Source organism: Enterobacter cloacae complex sp. HYC042_NIDB (genome assembly GCF_056673315.1).
In genome coordinates this window covers 1,074,113-1,096,363 of record NZ_CP109650.1, presented here as the reverse complement: position 1 = coordinate 1,096,363, position 22,251 = coordinate 1,074,113, and the positions used below count along the sequence as shown (strand labels likewise).

Sequence of the window (22,251 nt, the reverse complement as noted above, 5' to 3'; positions counted from 1 at the left end):
TCTGTGTGAGCACTGCAAAGGCAGGTTCTTTAAGGTAAGGAGGTGATCCAACCGCAGGTTCCCCTACGGTTACCTTGTTACGACTTCACCCCAGTCATGAATCACAAAGTGGTAAGCGCCCTCCCGAAGGTTAAGCTACCTACTTCTTTTGCAACCCACTCCCATGGTGTGACGGGCGGTGTGTACAAGGCCCGGGAACGTATTCACCGTGGCATTCTGATCCACGATTACTAGCGATTCCGACTTCATGGAGTCGAGTTGCAGACTCCAATCCGGACTACGACGCACTTTATGAGGTCCGCTTGCTCTCGCGAGGTCGCTTCTCTTTGTATGCGCCATTGTAGCACGTGTGTAGCCCTACTCGTAAGGGCCATGATGACTTGACGTCATCCCCACCTTCCTCCAGTTTATCACTGGCAGTCTCCTTTGAGTTCCCGGCCTAACCGCTGGCAACAAAGGATAAGGGTTGCGCTCGTTGCGGGACTTAACCCAACATTTCACAACACGAGCTGACGACAGCCATGCAGCACCTGTCTCAGAGTTCCCGAAGGCACCAATCCATCTCTGGAAAGTTCTCTGGATGTCAAGAGTAGGTAAGGTTCTTCGCGTTGCATCGAATTAAACCACATGCTCCACCGCTTGTGCGGGCCCCCGTCAATTCATTTGAGTTTTAACCTTGCGGCCGTACTCCCCAGGCGGTCGACTTAACGCGTTAGCTCCGGAAGCCACGCCTCAAGGGCACAACCTCCAAGTCGACATCGTTTACGGCGTGGACTACCAGGGTATCTAATCCTGTTTGCTCCCCACGCTTTCGCACCTGAGCGTCAGTCTTTGTCCAGGGGGCCGCCTTCGCCACCGGTATTCCTCCAGATCTCTACGCATTTCACCGCTACACCTGGAATTCTACCCCCCTCTACAAGACTCTAGCCTGCCAGTTTCGAATGCAGTTCCCAGGTTGAGCCCGGGGATTTCACATCCGACTTGACAGACCGCCTGCGTGCGCTTTACGCCCAGTAATTCCGATTAACGCTTGCACCCTCCGTATTACCGCGGCTGCTGGCACGGAGTTAGCCGGTGCTTCTTCTGCGGGTAACGTCAATTGCTGAGGTTATTAACCTCAGCACCTTCCTCCCCGCTGAAAGTACTTTACAACCCGAAGGCCTTCTTCATACACGCGGCATGGCTGCATCAGGCTTGCGCCCATTGTGCAATATTCCCCACTGCTGCCTCCCGTAGGAGTCTGGACCGTGTCTCAGTTCCAGTGTGGCTGGTCATCCTCTCAGACCAGCTAGGGATCGTCGCCTAGGTGAGCCGTTACCCCACCTACTAGCTAATCCCATCTGGGCACATCTGATGGCAAGAGGCCCGAAGGTCCCCCTCTTTGGTCTTGCGACGTTATGCGGTATTAGCTACCGTTTCCAGTAGTTATCCCCCTCCATCAGGCAGTTTCCCAGACATTACTCACCCGTCCGCCACTCGTCACCCGAGAGCAAGCTCTCTGTGCTACCGTTCGACTTGCATGTGTTAGGCCTGCCGCCAGCGTTCAATCTGAGCCATGATCAAACTCTTCAATTTAAGTTTGATGCTCGTGAATTAAACTTCGTAATGAATTACGTATGTTCACTCAGAGACTTGGTATTCATTTTTCGTCTTGCGACGTTAAGAATCCATGTCACTTTGAGTGCCCACACAGATTGTCTGATAAATTGTTAAAGAGCAGTTGCAACGCGGCTTTCGCTCACCGTTGCGAGGTGGCGTATATTACGCTTTCCTCTTTCAGAGTCAACCCGTTATTTCAGGATTTTTTCTCTTCAACCGACCGGGTTAACTGTGAAGTGATTCACATCCGCCGTGTCGATGGAGGCGCATTATAGGGAGCTGCCGAGGAATGACAAGCGGAAATATGCATTTTTATTTCGACCGCTCACCTTTTCGCCAAAAAGGCTATTTCTGATGCTTTTTTATCTCTTTTGGCAGCTCTGCCAGACTATTAATCACCCAATCCGCTGCACTTTCTGCTTCTGGTGTTACGGGCTTACCGGTACGCACTAATATTTTGGTACCCACTCCCGCCGCTGCGGCCGCCTGCATATCTTCCAGCTTATCGCCCACCATATAAGAAGCAGCCATATCAATGTGCAAGAACTCCTGCGCAGAGTTAAACATGCCCGGATGCGGTTTACGGCAGTCGCAGGTCTGACGATACTCTTCTACCGTTCCCTGCGGGTGGTGCGGGCAGTAGTAAATGCCATCAAGATCGACCCCGCGATCGGCCAGCGACCAGTCCATCCACTCCGTCAGCGTCTCAAACTGCGCTTCGGTGAACTTACCACGCGCGATGCCGGACTGGTTCGTTACGACCACCAGCGCATAGCCCATCTCTTTTAGCTGGCGCATTGCCTCTATAACGCCGTCGATAAATTCGAATTCATCGATCTCATGCACATAACCGTGATCCACATTAATAGTGCCATCACGGTCGAGAAAAATTGCGGGTACTGATTTTGCCACCGGTTTGCTCCTGAAAAAGGCCTGTTGAGCTAGTATCTCATGAATCGCAGCGCAATAAAGTGCTCATCGTACAGAGTTGGATTGATTTAGACGTCTGGATGCCTTAACATCCGTTTTGTTTACGGTCATCACCCGTATCTGGCAGAAGAAAATGCCACGGCTAACTTACATACGATAAAAATAATCTAATGATTAAACTTTCCAATATCACCAAAGTGTTCCAGCAGGGGAACCGAACCATTCAGGCGCTGAACAACGTCAGCCTGCATGTTCCTGCTGGTCAAATTTATGGCGTCATTGGCGCATCGGGTGCGGGTAAAAGCACGCTGATCCGTTGTGTTAACCTGCTTGAGCGCCCAACCCAGGGCAGCGTAGAAGTTGGCGGTCAGGAACTTACCGCCCTTTCAGAAAAAGAACTCACCAAAGCGCGCCGTCAAATTGGCATGATCTTCCAGCACTTTAACCTGCTGGCTTCCCGCACGGTGTTCGGCAACGTCGCCTTACCGCTGGAGCTGGATAACACGCCGAAAGAAGAAGTGAAGCGTCGCGTTACCGAACTGCTCGACCTCGTGGGTCTGGGTGATAAGCATGATAGCTACCCGGCAAATCTGTCCGGTGGGCAGAAGCAGCGTGTTGCTATTGCCCGCGCGCTGGCCAGCAACCCAAAAGTACTGCTGTGCGACGAAGCTACCAGCGCACTGGATCCGGCCACCACGCGTTCTATTCTGGAACTGCTGAAGGACATTAACCGTCGCCTGGGCCTGACGATCCTCCTTATTACGCACGAGATGGACGTGGTGAAACGCATCTGCGACTGCGTGGCGGTCATTAGCAACGGTGAACTGATCGAGCAGGACACGGTAAGCGAAGTATTTTCCCATCCGAAAACGCCGCTGGCGCAGCAGTTTATTCAGTCCACGCTGCATCTGGATATTCCAGAAGATTATCTGGAGCGTTTGAAAACCGAGGCAACGGCGGATAGCGTCCCGATGTTGCGTATGGAATTCACCGGTCAGTCCGTTGATGCCCCTCTGCTTTCCGAAACCGCGCGTCGCTTTAACGTGAACAACAACATTATTAGCGCGCAGATGGATTACGCCGGTGGCGTGAAGTTCGGCATCATGCTGACGGAAATGCACGGCACTCAAGAAGAAACCCAGGCCGCAATCGCCTGGCTGCAAGAACATCATGTAAAAGTAGAGGTACTGGGTTATGTCTGAGCCGATGATGTGGCTACTGGTTCGCGGCGTTTGGGAAACGCTGGCAATGACCTTTGTATCGGGTTTCTTTGGTTTTGTGATTGGCCTGCCGGTAGGCGTACTGCTGTACGTGACGCGTCCGGGTCAAATCATTGAGAACGCGAAGCTCTACCGTACGCTCTCCGCGCTGGTGAATATCTTCCGTTCCATCCCGTTTATTATTCTGCTGGTGTGGATGATTCCGTTTACCCGCGTGATCGTCGGCACATCGATTGGTCTGCAGGCGGCTATCGTTCCGCTGACCGTAGGCGCTGCGCCGTTTATCGCCCGTATGGTGGAGAACGCCCTACTGGAGATTCCAACCGGTTTGATTGAAGCTTCTCGTGCAATGGGGGCAACACCTATGCAGATCGTCCGCAAGGTTCTGCTGCCTGAAGCACTGCCGGGCCTGGTGAACGCGGCAACGATTACGCTTATTACTCTGGTAGGGTATTCCGCGATGGGCGGTGCCGTAGGCGCTGGCGGTTTAGGACAGATTGGTTATCAGTACGGCTATATTGGATATAACGCTACCGTGATGAATACCGTTCTGGTATTGCTGGTTGTTCTGGTTTACTTAATCCAGTTCTCTGGCGATCGCATCGTCCGGGCTGTTACTCACAAATAACGTTACACACAACACAAACTCGACGAGTTAAGGATAAAACATGGCGTTTAAATTAAAGACCTTTGCAGCAGTAGGCGCGCTGATTGGATCTCTGGCACTGGTGGGTTGCGGTCAGGACGAAAAAGATCCAAACCATATTAAAGTGGGCGTTATCGTAGGTGCAGAACAGCAGGTTGCTGAAGTTGCTCAGAAAGTGGCGAAAGAAAAATACGGTCTGGACGTTGAGCTCGTAACCTTCAACGATTACGTTCTGCCGAACGAAGCGCTGAGCAAAGGCGATATCGACGCCAACGCCTTCCAGCATAAGCCATACCTGGATCAGCAGATCAAAGATCGCGGCTATAAGCTGGTTGGCGTGGGTAACACCTTCGTCTACCCGATTGCAGGCTACTCCAAGAAAATTAAATCGCTGGACGAACTGCAGCCGGGTTCTCAGGTAGCCGTGCCTAACGATCCAACCAACCTCGGACGCTCCCTGCTGCTGCTGCAGAAAGTGGGCCTGATCAAACTGAAAGACGGCGTTGGCCTGCTGCCAACCGTTCTGGATGTCACCGAGAACCCGAAAAATCTGAAAATTGTTGAACTGGAAGCACCGCAGCTGCCGCGTTCTCTGGACGATGCGCAGATTGCCCTGGCCGTTATCAACACCACTTACGCCAGCCAGATTGGCCTGACGCCAGCGAAAGACGGTATCTTCGTTGAAGATAAAGACTCTCCGTACGTTAACCTGATCGTGACTCGCGAAGATAACAAAGACGCGGAAAACGTGAAGAAGTTCGTCCAGGCCTATCAGTCAGACGAAGTTTACCAGGAAGCCAACAAAGTGTTTAACGGCGGCGCTGTTAAAGGCTGGTAATCTCACCTCAGTGTAATATCATCAGGACGGGCTTATGCCCGTCTTGTCATTTGTGCAGTCACCTGATTCAATATCTGACGTTTTGATTATCCATTGAGGAATTATTATGCGTGCTTTACCGATCTGTCTTTTAGCACTCATGCTGAGCGGCTGTTCTATGCTAAGCAGATCTCCTGTTGAACCCGTTCAAAGCACGGCAACCCCGCCAAAAACAGAGCCTGCAAAACCGAAAGTGGTTCGCCCTGCGCCGGTTCGCATTATCACCAAGGCTGACGAACTGGTCGGCAAACCGTTCCGTGAACTGGGTGAAGTGAGCGGTGAATCCTGTCAGGCAACCAATCAGGACTCTCCACCGAATATCCCGACTGCGCGTAAACGCATGCAGATTAACGCCGCAAAAATGAAAGCTAACGCGGTGCTGCTGCACAGCTGCGAAGTCACCAGCGGCACGCCGGGCTGCTACCGTCAGGCGGTTTGCATCGGTTCTGCGCTGAACATTACGGCGAAATGAGTGCATTTCAGTTTGAGCAAATAGGCGTTATCCACTCTCCGTATAAAGAGAAGTTCGCCGTGCCCCGCCAGCCCGGTCTGGTCACCAGCGGCAGCGGCGAGCTTCATCTTCAGGCACCTTATAACCAGGCCGATGCGGTACGCGGGCTCGAGTCTTTCAGTCACTTATGGGTGGTATTTGTTTTTCACCAGACAATGGAAGGCGGCTGGCGTCCCACCGTGCGTCCCCCGCGCCTGGGCGGAAATGCGAGAATGGGCGTGTTTGCGACTCGTTCAACCTTCCGCCCAAATCCGATCGGGATGTCGCTGGTTGAACTGAAAGGCATACGTTGCCAGAAGGATCAGGTCATCCTTGAGCTGGGCAGCCTGGACCTGGTTGACGGCACGCCGGTTATCGACATTAAACCCTATTTGCCTTTCGCCGAATCCCTCCCGAATGCGCGTGCAAGCTACGCTCAGGACGCACCGCAGGCGGATATGCCAGTCTCGTTTACGCCTGAGATAGCCTTACAGCTGAGTCAGCTGGAGAAACGCTATCCTCGCTTACGGCATTTCATCACTGAAGTTCTGGCACAGGACCCCCGTCCGGCCTACCGTAAAGAAGAGGAAGCAGGAAAGACGTACGCCGTCTGGCTGCTGGATTTTAACGTGCGCTGGCGCGTCACTGGGGCAGGTTTCGAAGTGTTTGCCCTAGAACCCAGGTAATTTTGTTCTCCTCTCTTTTGGCATCTTTGCCACACTGGTAAACTAAACCACTTTTTTTGTGTCAGGCTGGCGTTTCAGCCTGTTCCAATCGTCGAAATGGAACCGTAACAACATGCGTACTAGCCAATATCTGCTCTCCACTCTGAAGGAGACACCTGCCGACGCCGAAGTGATCAGCCATCAGCTGATGCTGCGCGCCGGGATGATCCGCAAGCTGGCCTCCGGGTTATACACCTGGCTGCCGACCGGCGTGCGCGTCCTGAAAAAAGTCGAAAACATCGTGCGTGAGGAGATGAACAACGCCGGTGCTATCGAGGTGTCCATGCCCGTGGTTCAGCCCGCTGACCTGTGGCAGGAGAGCGGTCGTTGGGAGCAATATGGCCCAGAACTGCTGCGCTTCGTCGATCGCGGCGAGCGTCCATTCGTTCTCGGTCCAACGCATGAAGAAGTCATTACCGATCTGATTCGTAATGAGCTGAGCTCTTACAAACAGCTGCCGCTGAACTTCTTCCAGATCCAGACCAAGTTCCGTGACGAAGTGCGCCCACGTTTCGGCGTGATGCGCTCTCGCGAATTCCTGATGAAAGATGCCTACTCTTTCCATACGTCACAAGAATCGCTGCAAGAGACCTACGACAAAATGTACGAGGCTTACAGCAAAATCTTCTCCCGCATGGGTCTGGATTTCCGCGCTGTGCAGGCTGATACCGGCTCCATCGGCGGTAGCGCGTCCCATGAGTTCCAGGTTCTGGCGCAGAGCGGTGAAGACGATGTGATCTTCTCTGACTCTTCAGACTACGCGGCGAACATCGAATTTGCAGAAGCGCTGGCACCAAAAGAACCTCGCGGCGCGGCAACGCAAGAGATGACGCTGGTTGATACGCCAAATGCGAAAACCATCGCCGAGCTGGTTGAGCAGTTCAGTCTGCCAGTCGAAAAAACCGTGAAAACGCTGCTGGTGAAATCCACCGAAGGCAGCGCTTACCCGCTGGTTGCCCTGCTGGTGCGTGGCGATCATGAACTGAACGAAGTGAAAGCCGAAAAGCTGCCGCAGGTCGCCAGCCCGCTGACGTTCGCCACGGAAGCGGAAATCCGCGCCGTCGTGAATGCCGGCCCAGGCTCTCTCGGTCCGGTGAATATGCCGGTTCCTGTCGTTATTGACCGCACGGTTGCTGCAATGAGCGACTTCTCCGCGGGTGCTAACATCGACGGTAAACATTACTTCGGCATTAACTGGGATCGCGACGTGGCGACGCCAGAAGTGGCAGACATCCGTAACGTGGTTGCAGGCGACCCAAGCCCGGACGGCCAGGGTACGCTGATGATCAAGCGCGGTATCGAAGTGGGCCACATCTTCCAGCTGGGTGATAAATACTCTCGTGCGCTGAACGCCGCCGTTCAGGGTGAAGATGGCCGTAACCAGATCCTGACCATGGGCTGCTACGGTATCGGGGTAACGCGCGTGGTGGCTGCGGCCATCGAGCAGAACTACGACGAGCGCGGCATCGTCTGGCCGGACAACATCGCGCCGTTCCAGGTGGCCATTCTGCCAATGAACATGCACAAGTCTTACCGCGTGCAGGAGCTGGCCGAGAAGCTGTACGCCGAGCTGCGCGCTCAGGGTATCGAAGTGCTGATGGATGACCGTAAAGAGCGTCCGGGCGTGATGTTTGCCGATATGGAACTGATCGGTATCCCGCACACCGTCGTCATCGGCGACCGTAACCTCGACAGCGATGAGATTGAATACAAATACCGTCGCAGCGGCGAAAAACAGATGATCAAGACCGGCGATATTCTTGATTACCTGGTGAAAGCCATCAAAGGCTAAACAAAAAACCCCGCTCTGGCGGGGTTTTTTAATGGCTCAACGTCAATTTATTTACTGTTACAGTCTTTACCCGCGACAAACTTCGCGTCTTTATCTGCCACCAGCGTTTTCACCATCTCCCCGCTATCCGGGTTTGGCTCCAGCGTAAAGTGGCCATCAACCGTCAGCAATACCGGCTTGCTGTCATTGCCGCGCGCCACGGCGTAATCACGTTCAAGCTGCGCATTGTTTGCCACGCTGACTTTCTTACCGGTAGCGCAGTCGGTAAAGATCGCCGCATCCGCCATATAGAAATACATCCCCCGCATCGCCATTGGCGTGGCTGGCAGCGACGCTTTCACCGGCGTCAGCGTGTAGTTGAGCTGGGATTCAATCGGATTGCCTTCCCGGTCGAGCATTTCCATGTTCTCACCTTTAGGGCGGAACCAGGTTTTGTCACCGGAGGTATCCGTCAGGACCAGCTTCTCCGCCGTACGCGCCCATGTCCCGTAGGTGGCAAATGAAGAGGGTTCTTTCGCGCCCTGGTAGCGCTGGTTCATCACCCAGGTACCGTCTTTTTGCAGGAACAGTGACGTTTCAATGCCTTCGCAGTCCGCGCAAGGCAATACGCCGCGCCAGCTCTGCTGCATTGGCTTTAACTCTTCATTCTGCGCTGGCTGCAAAACCTGCGTTTCAGAACGGTTGTTACACCCGAAAAGCGCAAACAATGTACTCACTGCCAGCGCTGAAAATAATGCTTTTTTCACAATGAATTCCTTATGAAAATTGTGTTCCCTTTCGTCACTCCATCGGGCGACGAACTTTACCGCGTAATGCTTTCACTGTGGATTTTTGGGCTTTCGAGGACAGCCGACGCTCTTTCGATGCGCGGGTTGGCCGCGTTGCCCGGCGGCTTTTTTGTACTGCCGTTAACTCTTTGATGACCGCCACCAGCCTGGCTAGCGCCGCTTCCCGGTTTAATTCCTGGCTGCGGTACTCCTGGGCTTTGATCACAATCACGCCATCGCTGGTGATCAGGTGATGGCTGGCAGCAAGCAGACTTTCTTTATAATACTCTGGCAGGCTTGAGGCCCGAATGTCAAAACGCAAATGGATAGCCGTCGACGCCTTGTTGACGTGCTGCCCGCCCGCGCCCTGAGCACGGATGGCGGCGATCTGCAGCTCGCTATCAGGGATACTGACGCTTCGGGACAAGACGATCATGGCGCAGGCTGCCAGGCTGCCAGATGAATTTCCAGATTATTCTGAGAATCAGAAAGCCAGATGGCTCCGTCCTGGATCGTTGCCTGCAGCGCCATCGTCCGGCTGGCGAACTCGCTCAGCTGCGCCAGCTGTTCATCATCCAGATACCAGACGGCGAGATTTTTAAACTGCGCGCATTTATTCTTATTTTGCTGCCACCAAATCTCCGCCGCGCGCTGGTTATAGGCGAATAACGCCACTTCCGCAGACTGAGTACACGCCTTTTTAATCCTGCGCTCGTCCGGCAGACCGAGTTCAATCCATAAATCGATCCCCAGATGGTCGTTGCGCAGCCAGGCTTCAGGCTCGTCTTCCGCGCTTAACCCACGGGTAAACTGCAGACGTTCATCAGCAAACTTAATCCACGCCAGCAGGCGCAGCATCATACGCTCCTGTGTTTCGGAGGGGTGGCGTGCCAGCGTAAGCGACGCGTCCAGAAACTGGTTGCGATCAAGATCGGCCACGTTGACCACTGCTTTATAAATTGTCGCTTTCAGCGCCATGAGAGAACTCCATTCGAATCAGCCGCACATTGTAGCGAAAACGGAGGCAAAAGGCTGTTACGGAGTAATAAATACACCGCTATCAAGGCGCTGATATTGCTTAAATGAGTATGGTATAGTCACCTTGCTAAACCGAGTTTATCTTCGTAGGCTTAATGATATCTCACAGTAAGTCAGTGCGCTGGCGGGAGGGGATGTGAATAATTATTGTGAGTTAATTCGCAAACGGTATGCGGAAATCGCCAGCGGAGATCTGGGGTATGTCCCGGACGCGTTGGGCTGTGTATTGAAGGTGCTTAATGAAGTGGCCTCTGATGAGAGCCTTTCAGAGTCGGTCAGGGAAAAAGCAGCGTATGCTGCGGCGAATTTACTGGTGAGCGATTATGTCGATGAATGATACTTATCAACCCATCAATTGTGATGACTATGACAACCTCGAACTCGCCTGCCAGCATCATTTAATACTGACGCTGGAGCTAAAAGATGGCGAAGTGTTGAAGGCGAAGGCCAGCGATCTACTTTCACGCAAGAATGTGGAATACCTGGTCGTGGAAGATGCCGGTGCGACGCGCGAGCTGCGTCTGGACAAAATAGCCAGCTTCAGCCACCCGCAAATCGGCACCGTCGTGGTGAGCGAATCCTGATGACATTAACGGGCAGCCGGGCTGCCCGTTACGCTTTCCGCCACTCGAAGCTGGCACCCTCTTCTGTCCACCCCTCTTCCGTGATGAACACCCCTGCAGCAGCAATCAGCGTTTCACCGTAGAACAGCAGCGGCGTGGTGTCGCGCAACCACGGCGGCACGTTGTACTCTTGCCATATCTTTTTCAGCTTCCGTCCCCCGTTGCGTCCGACGATATGCAGCAAGCCGCCAGCCTTAAAGCGCACGCTGACGGATTCTCCGGGCTTTGGCAGACGCACATGGCCAGTCGGCATCAGAGAGACACTCCCCGTGTCCTGGGGCAAAATCAGCGGTGCCTCTGGTGAGGTCCAGTGGAGCACCACATCGGTCAGCGAGGGGGAGTATTTTACCCACCAGAGCTTGCCTTTATAGCGTCTGACCTCATATCCACTCAGGTGTACGCAGGGGGAAGCATCTTCCCGCGCCTGCGCGACTTCGTCCCAGATACGGCTCAGCATTGCCCGCGACGGCATCGCAGCATGATGAGTGGCGAGCCAGCGACGTAACAGCGCGGCCCGACGCGCCGGGCTTATCGCCTCCAGAGGCGCAATTGCCAGCGCACCGTCTTCTGAAATCAGGTCAGACAGCTCCTCGCTGAGTAACTCATCCAGCAGGCTTTCCTGTTCGGCACACAGCATGGCGCTTCTTGCCGTCGCGTCGGCGAAATGCGGCCAGCGCTCACTTAAAAGCGGGAGGACGCGCAGACGCAGGAAGTTACGATCGTAGCTGTCGTCCTGGTTGCTCTCATCTTCGATCCAGCTCAGCTGATGTTCCCGCGCCCAGGCTTCCAGCGACGCGCGTGTCTCGCCAAGCAGCGGCCGTAATAATTGCGTCCCGGCAAACTCTGAACGCGCCGGCATGGCGGAAAGCCCCGCGGGTCCGCTGCCCCGCTTAAGTGCCAACAAAAAGGTTTCGCACTGATCGTCCAGATGCTGCGCCGTGACCAGCGCTTCGCCGGGCAGCAATACGCCGGCAAAAGCGGTATAGCGGGCTTTACGCGCCTGCGCCTCAATACCCAATCCTTCATCAGCAAGCGTGACGCGCTCAACGATGAGCGGGATAGCCCACGCATCACACAAGGCTTCACAGTGTGCCACCCACTCCTCTGCATGACGGCTTAGTCCGTGGTGGATATGTATAGCCCGAAGCTGGACGCCAGGGTCCCGGTCGCGCCAGAGCTTAAGGCGATGCAGCAACACGGTGGAATCCAGGCCACCGCTAAACCCCACCAGCAGCTGGCGGTACGGTGAAACGGCTTGTGCGATAGCGGGTAAGGTCATAGGAAATTACACATAAAAAATGCCCGAACTGAGCGGGCATTATCACACAGGACAAACATTACTGCTGGTAAAGCTCCAGGGGCAGGCCGTCCGGGTCGTTAAAAAAGGTAAACCGCTTGTTGGTAAACGGATCGACGCGAATCGCCTCGCACGTCACGCCGTGCGCTTCCAGGTGTTTTACTGCGCTATCAAGGTCATCAACGCTGAAAGCCAGATGACGCAGGCCGCAGGCTTCCGGGCGGGACGGACGCGAAGGCGGGAAAGGAAAAGAGAACAGCTCAATCACATACTGCCCGTTTAGCGCGAGATCGCCCTTCCAGGAGTCACGCTCCTCGCGGTAGGCCTCGCTCATGAGCGTAAAGCCAAGAATGTCGCAGTAGAAGGCCTTACTTTTCGCATAATCGGTGGCGATGATCGCAATATGGTGAACCGCTTTTAAACCCAGCATAGCTTCTCCTTTTTATGATGCCTGAACGTTACAACCGAAAACCCGCACCATGCAAGCGGTCACCCTTATTTTAGGACTCGCACCCAGTACACGCCGTTTTCATCGCGTTTCGCGCCGTGGATATCCGTTTCAAAGCCTGGATAGTGACGTCCTACCGAACAGAGCATCAGCAGAAAATCGAGCACCGCCCGGCTCTCCTCGGTGATCATCTCACCCGGCATCAGCAGCGGCACGCCCGGCGGATACGGCAGGATCATGTTGGCCGATACCCGCCCGACCAGATTTTCCAGTTCAACGGTTTCGACTTCGCCTTTCACCTGCCGCTGCCAGGCCTTGTGCGGCGTCAGCTTCATATCAGGCAGGACGTCAAACGCCTGGAGCATCAGGCGCGGCAGATCGTGCTGGCGGATCAGACGGTGGATCCCCTGGGCCAGATCCTGAATGCGCATGTTGCGGTAAAAGTCAGGATCTTCCGCGTAGAGATCCGGCAGCATGTTCTTCACCCGCAGGTTGAGATCATAGGCGCGCTTGAACTCCATCAGCCCGCGGAGCAACCCCATCGCCCGTGTTTTATCGATCCCGATGCTGAACAGGAACAGCAGATTGTAAGGACCGGTCTTCTCCACCACCACGCCGCGTTCGTCAAGGAACTTCGCCACCAGCGCGGCGGGGATCCCCTCCTCGCCCATCACGCCCTGTTCGTCCATCCCCGGCGTCAGGATCGTCACCTTAACCGGATCGAGGAACATATGGTCCGCATCAGCATCCCGGAAGCCGTGCCAGCTCTCTCCCGGCGCGACGGGCCAGCACTCCGCCTCGTCGATCTCTTCCGGCTGCCAGATATCGAAGAACCAGCCGTCGGCCTCATCCTTCAGCCGCTGAACCTCTTTACGGAAATGCAGCGCCCGTTCCACCGAGCGGTTAATCAGGCGTTTACCCGGATTGCCGCGCAGCATCGCCGCCGCCGTCTCGATAGAGGCCACTAGCGGATAGCTCGGTGAGGTGGTGGTGTGCATCATAAAGGCTTCGTTAAACGTATCCTCGTCGTACTCGCCTTTAATATGGATTAACGAAGCCTGCGAAAACGCGGCCAGCATTTTGTGCGTCGACTGCGTTTCGAAAAATACCTTGCCCGGCACGCGCTCGCCGCTCATCCCGCTTTTGCCCGAGTAAATCGGGTGGAAGTTGGTATAGGGCACCCACGCGGAATCGAAGTGGATCGACGGTACGTCCAGCGTCTGCTTGATCCAGTTCGTGTTATACAGCAGACCGTCATAGGTGGAGTTGGTGATTACCGCATGGACAGGCCAGCTTGCGTCGGGGATCGCCGCAACCTTACTTTCGATGGCCTGGTGCGTGAACTCCCGGCGCGGAATGCCGCCGAGGATACCGAGCGCGTTACGCGTGGGTGACAGCCAGATCGGAACGACGTCGCTCATCATCAGCAGGTGCGCCAGCGATTTATGGCAGTTACGGTCAATCAGCAACGTGCTTCCGGTTGGCGCGGCGTACATCCCGACGATTTTGTTCGAGGTCGAGGTGCCGTTGGTCACCATATAGCTCTGCTCGGCACCAAAGGTGCGGGCGATATACTCTTCGGCTTCCAGATGCGGGCCGGTGTGATCCAGCAGAGAACCCAGTTCTGTCACTGAAATCGACACGTCTGCTTTCAGGGTGTTGCCGCCGAAGAAATCATAGAACAGACACCCCACCGGGCTTTTTTGATAGGCCGTTCCGGCCATGTGTCCCGGCGTACAGAAGGTGTATTTCCCCTCTTTCACATAGGTGAACAGCGCGCGCGTAAACGGCGGCGTGATGTTATCCAGGTATTCACCGGTGTACTGCTGAATGCGGGTCGCAATGTCCTCGGCCACGCCGAGCGCGTATTCGAAGAACCACAGCGCCATGCGCATATCGTGCGCGCTCACGTCCATGGTCGAGTGAGTGTTGATAAAGGCGTAGAGCGGAAGGTATTCATTCAGCCTGTTGATCTCGCTGCACAGCTCCATGTCGTATTCGTCCCAGTCGAATATCACGCCACAGATGCGCGGATTATGTTCGATGAATTTCAGCAGATCGGCGCTGTTTTGCGGCCAGATCAGCTGATAACCGCGTGCTTTAAGAGCTTGCTCCAGCTCCTTGATGGGCTCGTCTTTATAAAAGACGCCATGTGGCCCCATGATGGCAATGATGTTCATGGTTTACCTCCTTGAAAAACATCAGATAAGCATAGTTAAGGTAAACGGCAGGTATAAAAAAAGCCGCAACAATGTGCGGCTTTTCAGATAATTGTGAAGCTTACGCGTAACCGTAGGTCATCAGACGCTGGTAACGACGGTTGAGCAGGTCTTCTTTGCTCAGGACGTCCAGATCGGCCAGGTCGGCCAGCAGCTGTGCTTTCAGGGAAGCAGCCATCACTTCCGGCTTACGATGCGCGCCGCCCAGAGGCTCCGGGATAACGGTGTCGATCAGCTTCAGCTCTTTCAGACGCGGCGCAATGATGCCCATCGCTTCAGCGGCCAGCGGCGCTTTGTCGGCGCTTTTCCACAGAATGGACGCACAGCCTTCCGGGGAGATAACGGAATAGGTGCTGTACTGCAGCATATTCACTTTATCGCCCACGCCAATCGCCAGCGCACCGCCGGAACCACCCTCACCGATAACGGTGCAGATGACCGGAACCTTCAGGCGAGACATCTCGCGCAGGTTGCGTGCGATAGCTTCAGACTGGCCGCGCTCTTCCGCGCCTACGCCTGGGTATGCACCCGGCGTGTCGATGAAGGTGATGATTGGCATATTGAAACGCTCAGCCATCTCCATCAGACGCAGGGCCTTACGGTAGCCTTCTGGTGCTGGCATACCGAAGTTACGACGGATCTTCTCTTTGGTTTCACGGCCTTTCTGGTGACCAATGATCATCACCGGACGTCCATCCAGACGCGCGATGCCGCCAACGATAGCTTTATCGTCAGCGTATGCGCGGTCGCCTGCCAGTTCGTCAAATTCGTCAAACGCCAGGCGGACATAATCCAGGGTGTACGGACGCTGTGGATGACGCGCCAGCTGCGCGATCTGCCATGCGCCGAGATCGGCAAAGATTTTGCGCGTCAGTTCTACGCTTTTTTCGCGCAGACGATGCACTTCTTCGTCGATGTTAATATCCAGTTTTTCATCCTGACGGCTTACCGCTGTCAGAGAATCGATTTTCGCTTCCAGCTCAGCAATCGGCTGTTCGAAATCAAGGAAATTCAGACTCATAGTATTCCTGTATTAGTCAAACTCCAGTTCCACCTGCTCCGAACCAATGAGGCCACGGAGATCGTTCAGTAAACGATCGCTCGGAGAGACACGCCACGTTGCACCAAAGCGCAACCGCGCACGTGCATCCGCCCTCTGATAGTAGAGATGTACTGGAATGGTCCCCGAGCGGTGGGGTTCCAGAGACTGACGGAGTCGGTTTAAAAGCTGGTCATCAATTTGCCTGTCCGTCAGCGAGATAGCAAGCCCGCGAGCATATTTTTCCCGGGCTTCGTCAATGTCCATCACTTCGCGGGCGGTCATTTTAAGCCCCCCGCTGAAGTCATCAAAGCTGACCTGTCCGCTGACGATAAGTATGCGGTCTTTTTCCAGCAATTGCTGGTATTTATCCAGCGCGTCGGTGAACAACATCACCTCCAGACGCCCGGAACGGTCATCTAACGTACAGATGCCGATACGATTGCCGCGCTTGGTGACCATTACCCTTGCAGCAATCACGAGCCCCGCAGCCGTGGTGATTTTACCACGTTCTGTCGGATGCATGTCTTTGAGCCTGTGGCCGCCGACATAGCGCTCAATTTCTTTAAGATACTGGTTGATCGGGTGCCCCGTCAGGTACAGACCTAACGTTTCCCGCTCTCCATCCAGTACCACCTGTTCTGGCCACGGCTGGCAGTTGGAATAGGACTGCTCGATCTGCTCTGGCTCTTCCGCCAGCACGCCGAACATATCCGCCTGACCAATGGCTTCCGCTTTCGCATGCTGATCGGCCGCCTTCAACGCATCGCCGAGCGAGTTCATCAGCGCGGCACGGTGTGGCCCCAGCCTGTCAAACGCGCCGGACATGATCAGTTTTTCCAGCACGCGGCGGTTCAGTTTTTTGGTATCGGTACGGGCGCACAGATCGAACAGCTCACGGAAATAGCCGCCGTTATTACGCGCTTCGATGATCGCCTCGATCGGCCCCTCACCCACGCCTTTAATCGCGCCGATCCCGTAGACGATTTCCCCGTCATCGTTAACGTGGAAATGGTACAGACCCGAGTTAATATCCGGCGGCAGGATCTTCAGCCCCATGCGCCAGCACTCGTCCACCAGGCCAACCACCTTCTCAGTGTTGTCCATATCTGCGGTCATTACCGCCGCCATAAACTCAGCGGGATAGTGGGCCTTGAGCCACAGCGTTTGATAAGAAACCAAAGCATAGGCGGCGGAGTGAGATTTGTTAAATCCGTACCCGGCGAATTTCTCCACCAGGTCGAAGATTTTCATCGCCAGTTCGCCATCGACGCCATTTTTCTTCGCCCCATCTTCAAAGATGGAGCGCTGCTTGGCCATCTCTTCCGGCTTTTTCTTACCCATCGCACGACGCAGCATGTCCGCGCCGCCAAGGGTATAGCCGGAAAGCACCTGGGCGATCTGCATGACCTGTTCCTGATACAGGATGATGCCGTAGGTCGGCTCCAGCACCGGTTTCAGGCTTTCATGCTGCCACTGCACGTCCGGGTAGGAAATCTCTTCGCGCCCGTGTTTACGGTCGATAAAGTTATCCACCATCCCTGACTGCAGCGGGCCCGGACGGAACAGGGCCACCAGCGCGATCATATCTTCGAAGCAGTCGGGCTGCAGGCGTTTAATCAGATCTTTCATGCCGCGGGATTCAAGCTGGAAGACGGCTGTCGTCTCCGAGCGCTGCAGCATGTCGAAACTTTTCTTGTCATCCAGCGGGATGGCCGCGATATCCAGCGGCGGCTCGCCGTTCTTCTCGCGGCGGGCGTTGATCATCTCCAGCGCCCAGTTGATGATGGTCAGCGTGCGCAGGCCGAGGAAGTCGAACTTCACCAGCCCGGCGTATTCCACGTCGTTTTTATCGAACTGGGTGACCGGGTGCTGGCCCGCTTCGTCGCAGTAGAGCGGCGCAAAGTCGGTGATTTTGGTCGGGGCGATAACCACGCCCCCCGCATGCTTACCGGCGTTACGCGTCACGCCTTCCAGCTTGCGCGCCATGTCGATCAGCGCTTTTACCTCTTCATCAGCTTCGTAGATTTCCGGCAGCTGAGGTTCGGCTTCAAAGGCTTTTGCCAGCGTCATGCCCGGATCGGGCGGCACCAGCTTTGAAATACGATCGACAAAACCGTACGGGTGGCCCAGCACGCGGCCCACGTCGCGGATAACCGCTTTCGCCGCCATGGTACCGAAGGTAATGATCTGCGAAACCGCGTCACGACCGTACATATCGGCCACGTGCTCAATCACCTGGTCGCGTTTTTCCATGCAGAAGTCGACGTCGAAGTCGGGCATGGAAACACGTTCCGGGTTAAGGAAACGTTCGAACAGCAGGTCAAACTCCAGCGGATCGAGGTCGGTAATTTTCAGCGCATACGCCACCAGCGAGCCCGCACCCGAGCCACGGCCCGGACCTACCGGCACGCCGTTATCCTTCGACCACTGGATAAACTCCATTACAATCAGGAAGTAGCCCGGGAAGCCCATCTGGTTAATCACCTGGAGTTCAATATCCAGGCGTTCGTCATACTCCGGACGACGTTTTTTACGCTCTTCTTCATCCGGGAACAGGAATTCGAGACGCTCTTCCAGACCTTCTTTCGATTTCATGACCAGGAAATCTTCCGTGGTCATGTCCCCGGTCGGGAACTGCGGCAGGAAGTATTCGCCGAGGCGCACGGTCACGTTACAGCGCTTGGCAATCTCTACGCTGTTTTCCAGCGCTTCCGGAATGTCGGAGAAGAGCTCGCACATCTCCTCTTCGCTGCGCATATACTGCTGCGATGAGTAGTTCCGCGGACGCTTTGGATCGTCGAGGGTGAAGCCGTCGTGGATAGCGACGCGAATTTCATGCGCGTCAAAATCACCGGACTCCAGGAAACGCACGTCATTCGTTGCCACCACGGGCAAGCCGCGCTCTTCTGCCAGCGCGACAGCAGCGTGCAGATAGTTCTCTTCATCCTGGCGGCCGGTGCGAATCAGCTCCAGATAGTAACGATTCGGGAAGTACTCTTCATAGAACGAGACGCACTGATCCACCAGCGCGCTGTTACCGCGCAGCAGTGATTTACCGACATCGCCCATGCGGCCGCCGGAGATCAGCAGCAGCCCTTCGTTCAGCTCAGCCAGCCATTCCCTGTCAATCCACGGACCCAGCGCCCCATAACCGCGCTGATAGGCTTTTGAGATAAGCAGAGTGAGGTTTTGGTAACCCGTATTGTTCATCGCCAACACGGAGATTTGCGTCAGTTCATCGCCGATGAGATCGCTCTGCACATGGAAATCCGCACCGACGATAGGCTTCATCCCCGCGCCATGCGCCGTCCCGTAGAACTTAACCAGGCCGCACAGGTTGGTAAAATCGGTGATCGCCAGCGCAGGCATGCCAAGCGAGGCCGCCTTTTTTACCAGCGGCCCGGTCTTTGCCAGCCCATCGATCATGGAGTAGTCGCTATGCACCCGCAGGTGTACGAAACGTGGTTCAGCCATCTTCAGATCCCGCGTTACTTAATTGCTTGCGTCTTGATTCAGGACACCAGTCCCAGCGCGCGCTTCACCGGGCCAAAGCTGCGCCGATGATGTTCAGTTGCGCCATGTTCAGCCAGCTTTTCCAGATGGAAAGCCGTTGGATATCCCTTATGCTGGGCGAAACCATACGCGGGATAAGTGAGGTCCAGCGCGGCCATTTCGGCGTCGCGCGTCACTTTGGCAATAATAGAAGCTGCACTGATCTCTGCGACGCGGCTGTCGCCTTTAACGACGGCCATCGAAGGCATCGGCAGCGCCGGGCAACGGTTACCGTCGATCAGTACATATTCAGGCACAACCTTCAGGCCAGCAACGGCTCGCTGCATTGCCAGCATCGTGGCGTGCAGAATATTCAGATCGTCGATTTCATTCGGCTCTGCGCGCCCTACGCTCCACGCCAGCGCCTTCTCTTTAATTTCATCGAACAGCGCCAGACGGCGCTTCTCACTGAGTTTTTTTGAGTCGTTCAGACCAATAATCGGGCGCGTTGGATCGAGGATCACCGCCGCGGTCACCACGGCACCGACCAACGGGCCGCGCCCGACTTCATCCACTCCGGCAACGAGGTGCGTGTGGGGATAAGTAAATTCCATCATTTTGCTAACTCCAGCACTGCATCAGCCGCCTGCTCATCAGCATTACAGCGGATCTGCTGATGCAGTTCACGGAAAGTATCGTGCATCTGGTGGCTGGTCTTGCCGTTGGCCAGCAGCGGCAGCAGGGCATCCGCAAGCGCCTGCGGCTGGCACTCATCCTGCAACAGCTCTTTAACCAGCTCGCGCCCGGCAAGCAGGTTTGGCAGGGAGACATAATCCGTTTTCACCAGACGTTTTGCCAGCCAGAAGGTAAACGGCTTCATGCGATAACCGACCACCATCGGGCATTTCGCCAGCATACACTCCAGCGCTGCCGTGCCGGAAGCCAGCAGTGCGGCATCGCTTGCATACATGGCTTCCCGCCCTTTCCCGTCGAGAAGACGAACGTGAAGATCCGGGGCAACGTCGGCTTTGATACGCTCGAACTGCTCGCGGCGTTTGGCATTCACCAGCGGCACAACCACTTCAAGATCGGGATAGGTCTGGCGAAGAATCTGCGCGGTCTTCAGGAAATCAGCGCTCAGCATCTCGACCTCTGCGCCACGGCTGCCCGGCAGCAACGCCAGACAGTGCACATCATGCGGGATACCCAGCACGTCTCGCGCCGCGTTTTTATCCGGATCCAGCGGCATCGCATCCGCCATGGTATGACCGATAAAACGGCACGGAACATTAAATCTGTCGTAAAACGCTTTTTCGAAAGGCAGAAAAGCCAGCACCAGATTGGTGGACCGTCCGATTTTGAAAACGCGTTTCTGTCGCCACGCCCAGACGGACGGACTGACATAGTGAATGGTTTTGATGCCCTGCTTTTTCAGATTACCTTCGAGGGTAATGTTGAAATCAGGTGCATCGATACCGACAAACACATCGGGTTTGAGTTCGGTAAAGCGGCGGGTGAGAGCGGCACGAATATGCAGCAGGCGTCGCAGGCGCCCCAGCACCTCGACGATGCCCATCACGGCCAGCTCTTCCATTTCATACCAGGCTTCACAGCCTTCGGCCTGCATCAGCGGGCCAGCCACGCCAACAAAGCGAGCATTGGGTACGCGCGCCTTAAGCGCCCGGATGAGACCTGCACCAAGAATATCGCCGGAGGTTTCTCCGGCGACCAGGGCTATCGTAAGCGGACGACTGTCGACCATTAACGAATCAGACCCCTCGTGGAACGGTCAAAGAACACCATGAACGCGTTCACTTCAGGATGCTTATTCGCCAGCTCGGCAATTTCCGGCTTCGCCTCTTCCAGCGTTTTACCGCTACGGTACAGCAGCTTGTACGCGTTGCGGATAGCAGTAATCGCTTCGCGGCTAAAGCCACGACGCTTGAGGCCTTCGATGTTCACGCCAAACGGCGTGGCATGGTTGCCCTGCGCAATCACATACGGCGGGACGTCCTGCGCCACACCGGAGCATCCGCCGACCATCACGTGTGCACCAATGATGCAGAACTGATGGACTGCGGTCATGCCGCCAATAATTGCGAAGTCATCAACCGATACGTGTCCTGCCAGCGTTGCGTTGTTGGCAAGAATACAGCGATCGCCCACGGCACAGTCGTGCGCAATGTGCGCATTCACCATGAACAGGTTGTCGCTGCCCACCTTCGTCAACCCACCACCCTGCACTGTTCCACGATGAATGGTGACGCTTTCGCGAATACGGTTACGATCGCCAATTTCCAGACGGGTCGACTCACCAGCATATTTCAGATCCTGGTTAACTTCGCCGATGGAAGCGAACTGATAGATCTCGTTATTGCAGCCAATGGTCGTGTGACCATTCACGACAACGTGAGATTTCAGTACTGTACCCTCACCAATTTCGACATGGGGTCCAACAATACAAAACGGGCCAATGTGGACGTTTGCGCCAATAATGGCACCGGTTTCCACAATAGCGGTAGGATGAATAAAGGCGGATTTATCAATCACGTATCAGGACTCCCGGCTACGAGCACACATCATCGTCGCTTCGCAAACAACTTTGCCGTCAACCAGCGCTACGCCTTTGAAGCGAGTCAGGCCACGACGCGTTTTTTCAAAAGTGACTTCCATGATCATCTGATCACCAGGCACGACAGGACGCTTGAAGCGTGCTTCATCAATACCTGCGAAGTAATACAGTTCACCCGGCTCCAGCTTACCGACGCTTTTAAACGCCAGAATACCGGTAGCCTGAGCCATCGCTTCCAGAATCAACACACCCGGGAAGATAGGCTTACCCGGGAAGTGTCCCTGGAAGAACGGCTCGTTCACGGAAACATTTTTCACTGCGCGCAGAAAACGACCTTCTTCAAAATCCAGCACACGGTCTACCAGCAAAAACGGGTAGCGGTGCGGCAGAAGTTCTAAAATCTCTTCAATATGCAGAGTATGAGTGTCAGTAGTCAAAATACTCTTCCTGTCAAAATGTACTGATAACAATAAT

The 22,251-nt window shown here is 55.1% G+C and carries 21 protein-coding genes and 1 rRNA gene; 8 read left to right on the top strand and 14 right to left on the bottom strand.

Features of this window, described 5'->3' with window-relative positions:
• Positions 1-35: 35 nt before the first annotated feature.
• Both OKF39_RS05180 and gmhB read right to left on the bottom strand, forming a co-directional pair.
• Positions 36-1,575 (bottom strand): 16S ribosomal RNA (locus OKF39_RS05180).
• A gap of 369 nt (positions 1,576-1,944) precedes the next feature.
• The gene (gene gmhB / locus OKF39_RS05175; protein WP_028015601.1) at positions 1,945-2,511 is read right to left on the bottom strand and encodes a D-glycero-beta-D-manno-heptose 1,7-bisphosphate 7-phosphatase; all 567 of its coding nucleotides are present in this window, start codon (positions 2,509-2,511) and stop codon (positions 1,945-1,947) included.
• Between the two features lie 188 nt (positions 2,512-2,699).
• Here gmhB and metN point away from each other — a divergent pair, with 188 nt between their 5' ends.
• The 6 genes from metN to proS all read left to right on the top strand — a co-directional run bounded on the left by metN (position 2,700) and on the right by proS (position 8,279).
• Entirely contained in the window at positions 2,700-3,731 is a 1,032-nt protein-coding gene (metN, locus tag OKF39_RS05170) for a methionine ABC transporter ATP-binding protein MetN (protein ID WP_028015600.1), read from the top strand.
• Positions 3,724-4,377: a methionine ABC transporter permease MetI gene (locus OKF39_RS05165; RefSeq protein ID WP_003856130.1), complete on the top strand. Its 654-nt coding sequence runs from the start codon at positions 3,724-3,726 to the stop codon at positions 4,375-4,377. Before metN ends, OKF39_RS05165 begins: the two co-directional genes overlap by 8 nt.
• A gap of 40 nt (positions 4,378-4,417) precedes the next feature.
• Positions 4,418-5,233: a methionine ABC transporter substrate-binding lipoprotein MetQ gene (gene metQ / locus OKF39_RS05160; protein WP_014168729.1), complete on the top strand. Its 816-nt coding sequence runs from the start codon at positions 4,418-4,420 to the stop codon at positions 5,231-5,233.
• Positions 5,234-5,339: 106 nt separating this feature from the next.
• Positions 5,340-5,744, top strand: a complete 405-nt coding sequence (rcsF, locus tag OKF39_RS05155) for an Rcs stress response system protein RcsF (protein WP_008501883.1) — start codon at positions 5,340-5,342, stop codon at positions 5,742-5,744.
• The gene (gene tsaA / locus OKF39_RS05150; protein ID WP_041911179.1) at positions 5,741-6,448 is read left to right on the top strand and encodes a tRNA (N6-threonylcarbamoyladenosine(37)-N6)-methyltransferase TrmO; all 708 of its coding nucleotides are present in this window, start codon (positions 5,741-5,743) and stop codon (positions 6,446-6,448) included. The genes rcsF and tsaA overlap by 4 nt, the downstream gene beginning before the upstream one ends.
• Positions 6,449-6,560: 112 nt before the next feature.
• Positions 6,561-8,279 (top strand): proline--tRNA ligase, encoded by a 1,719-nt coding sequence (gene proS / locus OKF39_RS05145; RefSeq protein WP_028015597.1) that lies wholly within the window; start codon positions 6,561-6,563, stop codon positions 8,277-8,279.
• Between the two features lie 47 nt (positions 8,280-8,326).
• On the opposite strand, the gene nlpE is transcribed toward proS, so the two are convergent.
• From nlpE to OKF39_RS05130, 3 genes are read right to left on the bottom strand one after another with little or no spacing between them, the layout of a single operon-like run.
• Positions 8,327-9,025, bottom strand: a complete 699-nt coding sequence (nlpE, locus tag OKF39_RS05140) for an envelope stress response activation lipoprotein NlpE (protein WP_045259503.1) — start codon at positions 9,023-9,025, stop codon at positions 8,327-8,329.
• A 34-nt stretch (positions 9,026-9,059) separates the two neighbouring features.
• Positions 9,060-9,482: an alternative ribosome rescue aminoacyl-tRNA hydrolase ArfB gene (arfB, locus tag OKF39_RS05135; protein WP_479983542.1), complete on the bottom strand. Its 423-nt coding sequence runs from the start codon at positions 9,480-9,482 to the stop codon at positions 9,060-9,062.
• Positions 9,479-10,024: a YaeQ family protein gene (locus tag OKF39_RS05130; protein ID WP_479983541.1), complete on the bottom strand. Its 546-nt coding sequence runs from the start codon at positions 10,022-10,024 to the stop codon at positions 9,479-9,481. Before OKF39_RS05130 ends, arfB begins: the two co-directional genes overlap by 4 nt.
• 196 nt (positions 10,025-10,220) lie before the next feature.
• Here OKF39_RS05130 and OKF39_RS05125 point away from each other — a divergent pair, with 196 nt between their 5' ends.
• Both OKF39_RS05125 and rof read left to right on the top strand, forming a co-directional pair.
• Positions 10,221-10,421 (top strand): YaeP family protein, encoded by a 201-nt coding sequence (locus OKF39_RS05125; protein ID WP_008501889.1) that lies wholly within the window; start codon positions 10,221-10,223, stop codon positions 10,419-10,421.
• Positions 10,408-10,668, top strand: coding sequence for a Rho-binding antiterminator (gene rof / locus OKF39_RS05120; protein WP_028015593.1), 261 nt, complete (start codon positions 10,408-10,410; stop codon positions 10,666-10,668). The genes OKF39_RS05125 and rof overlap by 14 nt, the downstream gene beginning before the upstream one ends.
• Before the next feature lie 28 nt (positions 10,669-10,696).
• On the opposite strand, the gene tilS is transcribed toward rof, so the two are convergent.
• The 9 genes from tilS to fabZ all read right to left on the bottom strand — a co-directional run bounded on the left by tilS (position 10,697) and on the right by fabZ (position 22,214).
• Positions 10,697-11,986, bottom strand: a complete 1,290-nt coding sequence (gene tilS, locus OKF39_RS05115) for a tRNA lysidine(34) synthetase TilS (RefSeq protein ID WP_479983540.1) — start codon at positions 11,984-11,986, stop codon at positions 10,697-10,699.
• Positions 11,987-12,044: 58 nt separating this feature from the next.
• A complete protein-coding gene (locus OKF39_RS05110) occupies positions 12,045-12,434 on the bottom strand; it encodes a VOC family protein (RefSeq protein WP_049000570.1) in 390 nt (129 codons plus the stop codon).
• 65 nt (positions 12,435-12,499) lie between these two features.
• Complete coding sequence (locus OKF39_RS05105) at positions 12,500-14,632, bottom strand: lysine decarboxylase LdcC (RefSeq protein ID WP_048960343.1); 2,133 nt, start codon at positions 14,630-14,632, stop codon at positions 12,500-12,502.
• 100 nt (positions 14,633-14,732) lie between these two features.
• The gene (accA, locus tag OKF39_RS05100; protein ID WP_013095666.1) at positions 14,733-15,692 is read right to left on the bottom strand and encodes an acetyl-CoA carboxylase carboxyl transferase subunit alpha; all 960 of its coding nucleotides are present in this window, start codon (positions 15,690-15,692) and stop codon (positions 14,733-14,735) included.
• 12 nt (positions 15,693-15,704) lie between these two features.
• A complete protein-coding gene (gene dnaE, locus OKF39_RS05095; RefSeq protein WP_041911187.1) occupies positions 15,705-19,187 on the bottom strand; it encodes a DNA polymerase III subunit alpha in 3,483 nt (1,160 codons plus the stop codon).
• 38 nt (positions 19,188-19,225) lie between these two features.
• Positions 19,226-19,822 carry a ribonuclease HII gene (gene rnhB / locus OKF39_RS05090; RefSeq protein ID WP_059357904.1) on the bottom strand — a complete coding sequence of 199 codons (597 nt, stop codon included), beginning with the start codon at positions 19,820-19,822 and terminating at the stop codon, positions 19,226-19,228.
• Complete coding sequence (lpxB, locus tag OKF39_RS05085; protein ID WP_479983539.1) at positions 19,819-20,967, bottom strand: lipid-A-disaccharide synthase; 1,149 nt, start codon at positions 20,965-20,967, stop codon at positions 19,819-19,821. The genes rnhB and lpxB overlap by 4 nt, the downstream gene beginning before the upstream one ends.
• Positions 20,967-21,755, bottom strand: coding sequence for an acyl-ACP--UDP-N-acetylglucosamine O-acyltransferase (gene lpxA / locus OKF39_RS05080; RefSeq protein WP_479983538.1), 789 nt, complete (start codon positions 21,753-21,755; stop codon positions 20,967-20,969). The genes lpxB and lpxA overlap by 1 nt, the downstream gene beginning before the upstream one ends.
• 3 nt (positions 21,756-21,758) lie before the next feature.
• Entirely contained in the window at positions 21,759-22,214 is a 456-nt protein-coding gene (fabZ, locus tag OKF39_RS05075) for a 3-hydroxyacyl-ACP dehydratase FabZ (RefSeq protein WP_010426706.1), read from the bottom strand.
• Positions 22,215-22,251 lie beyond the last annotated feature (37 nt).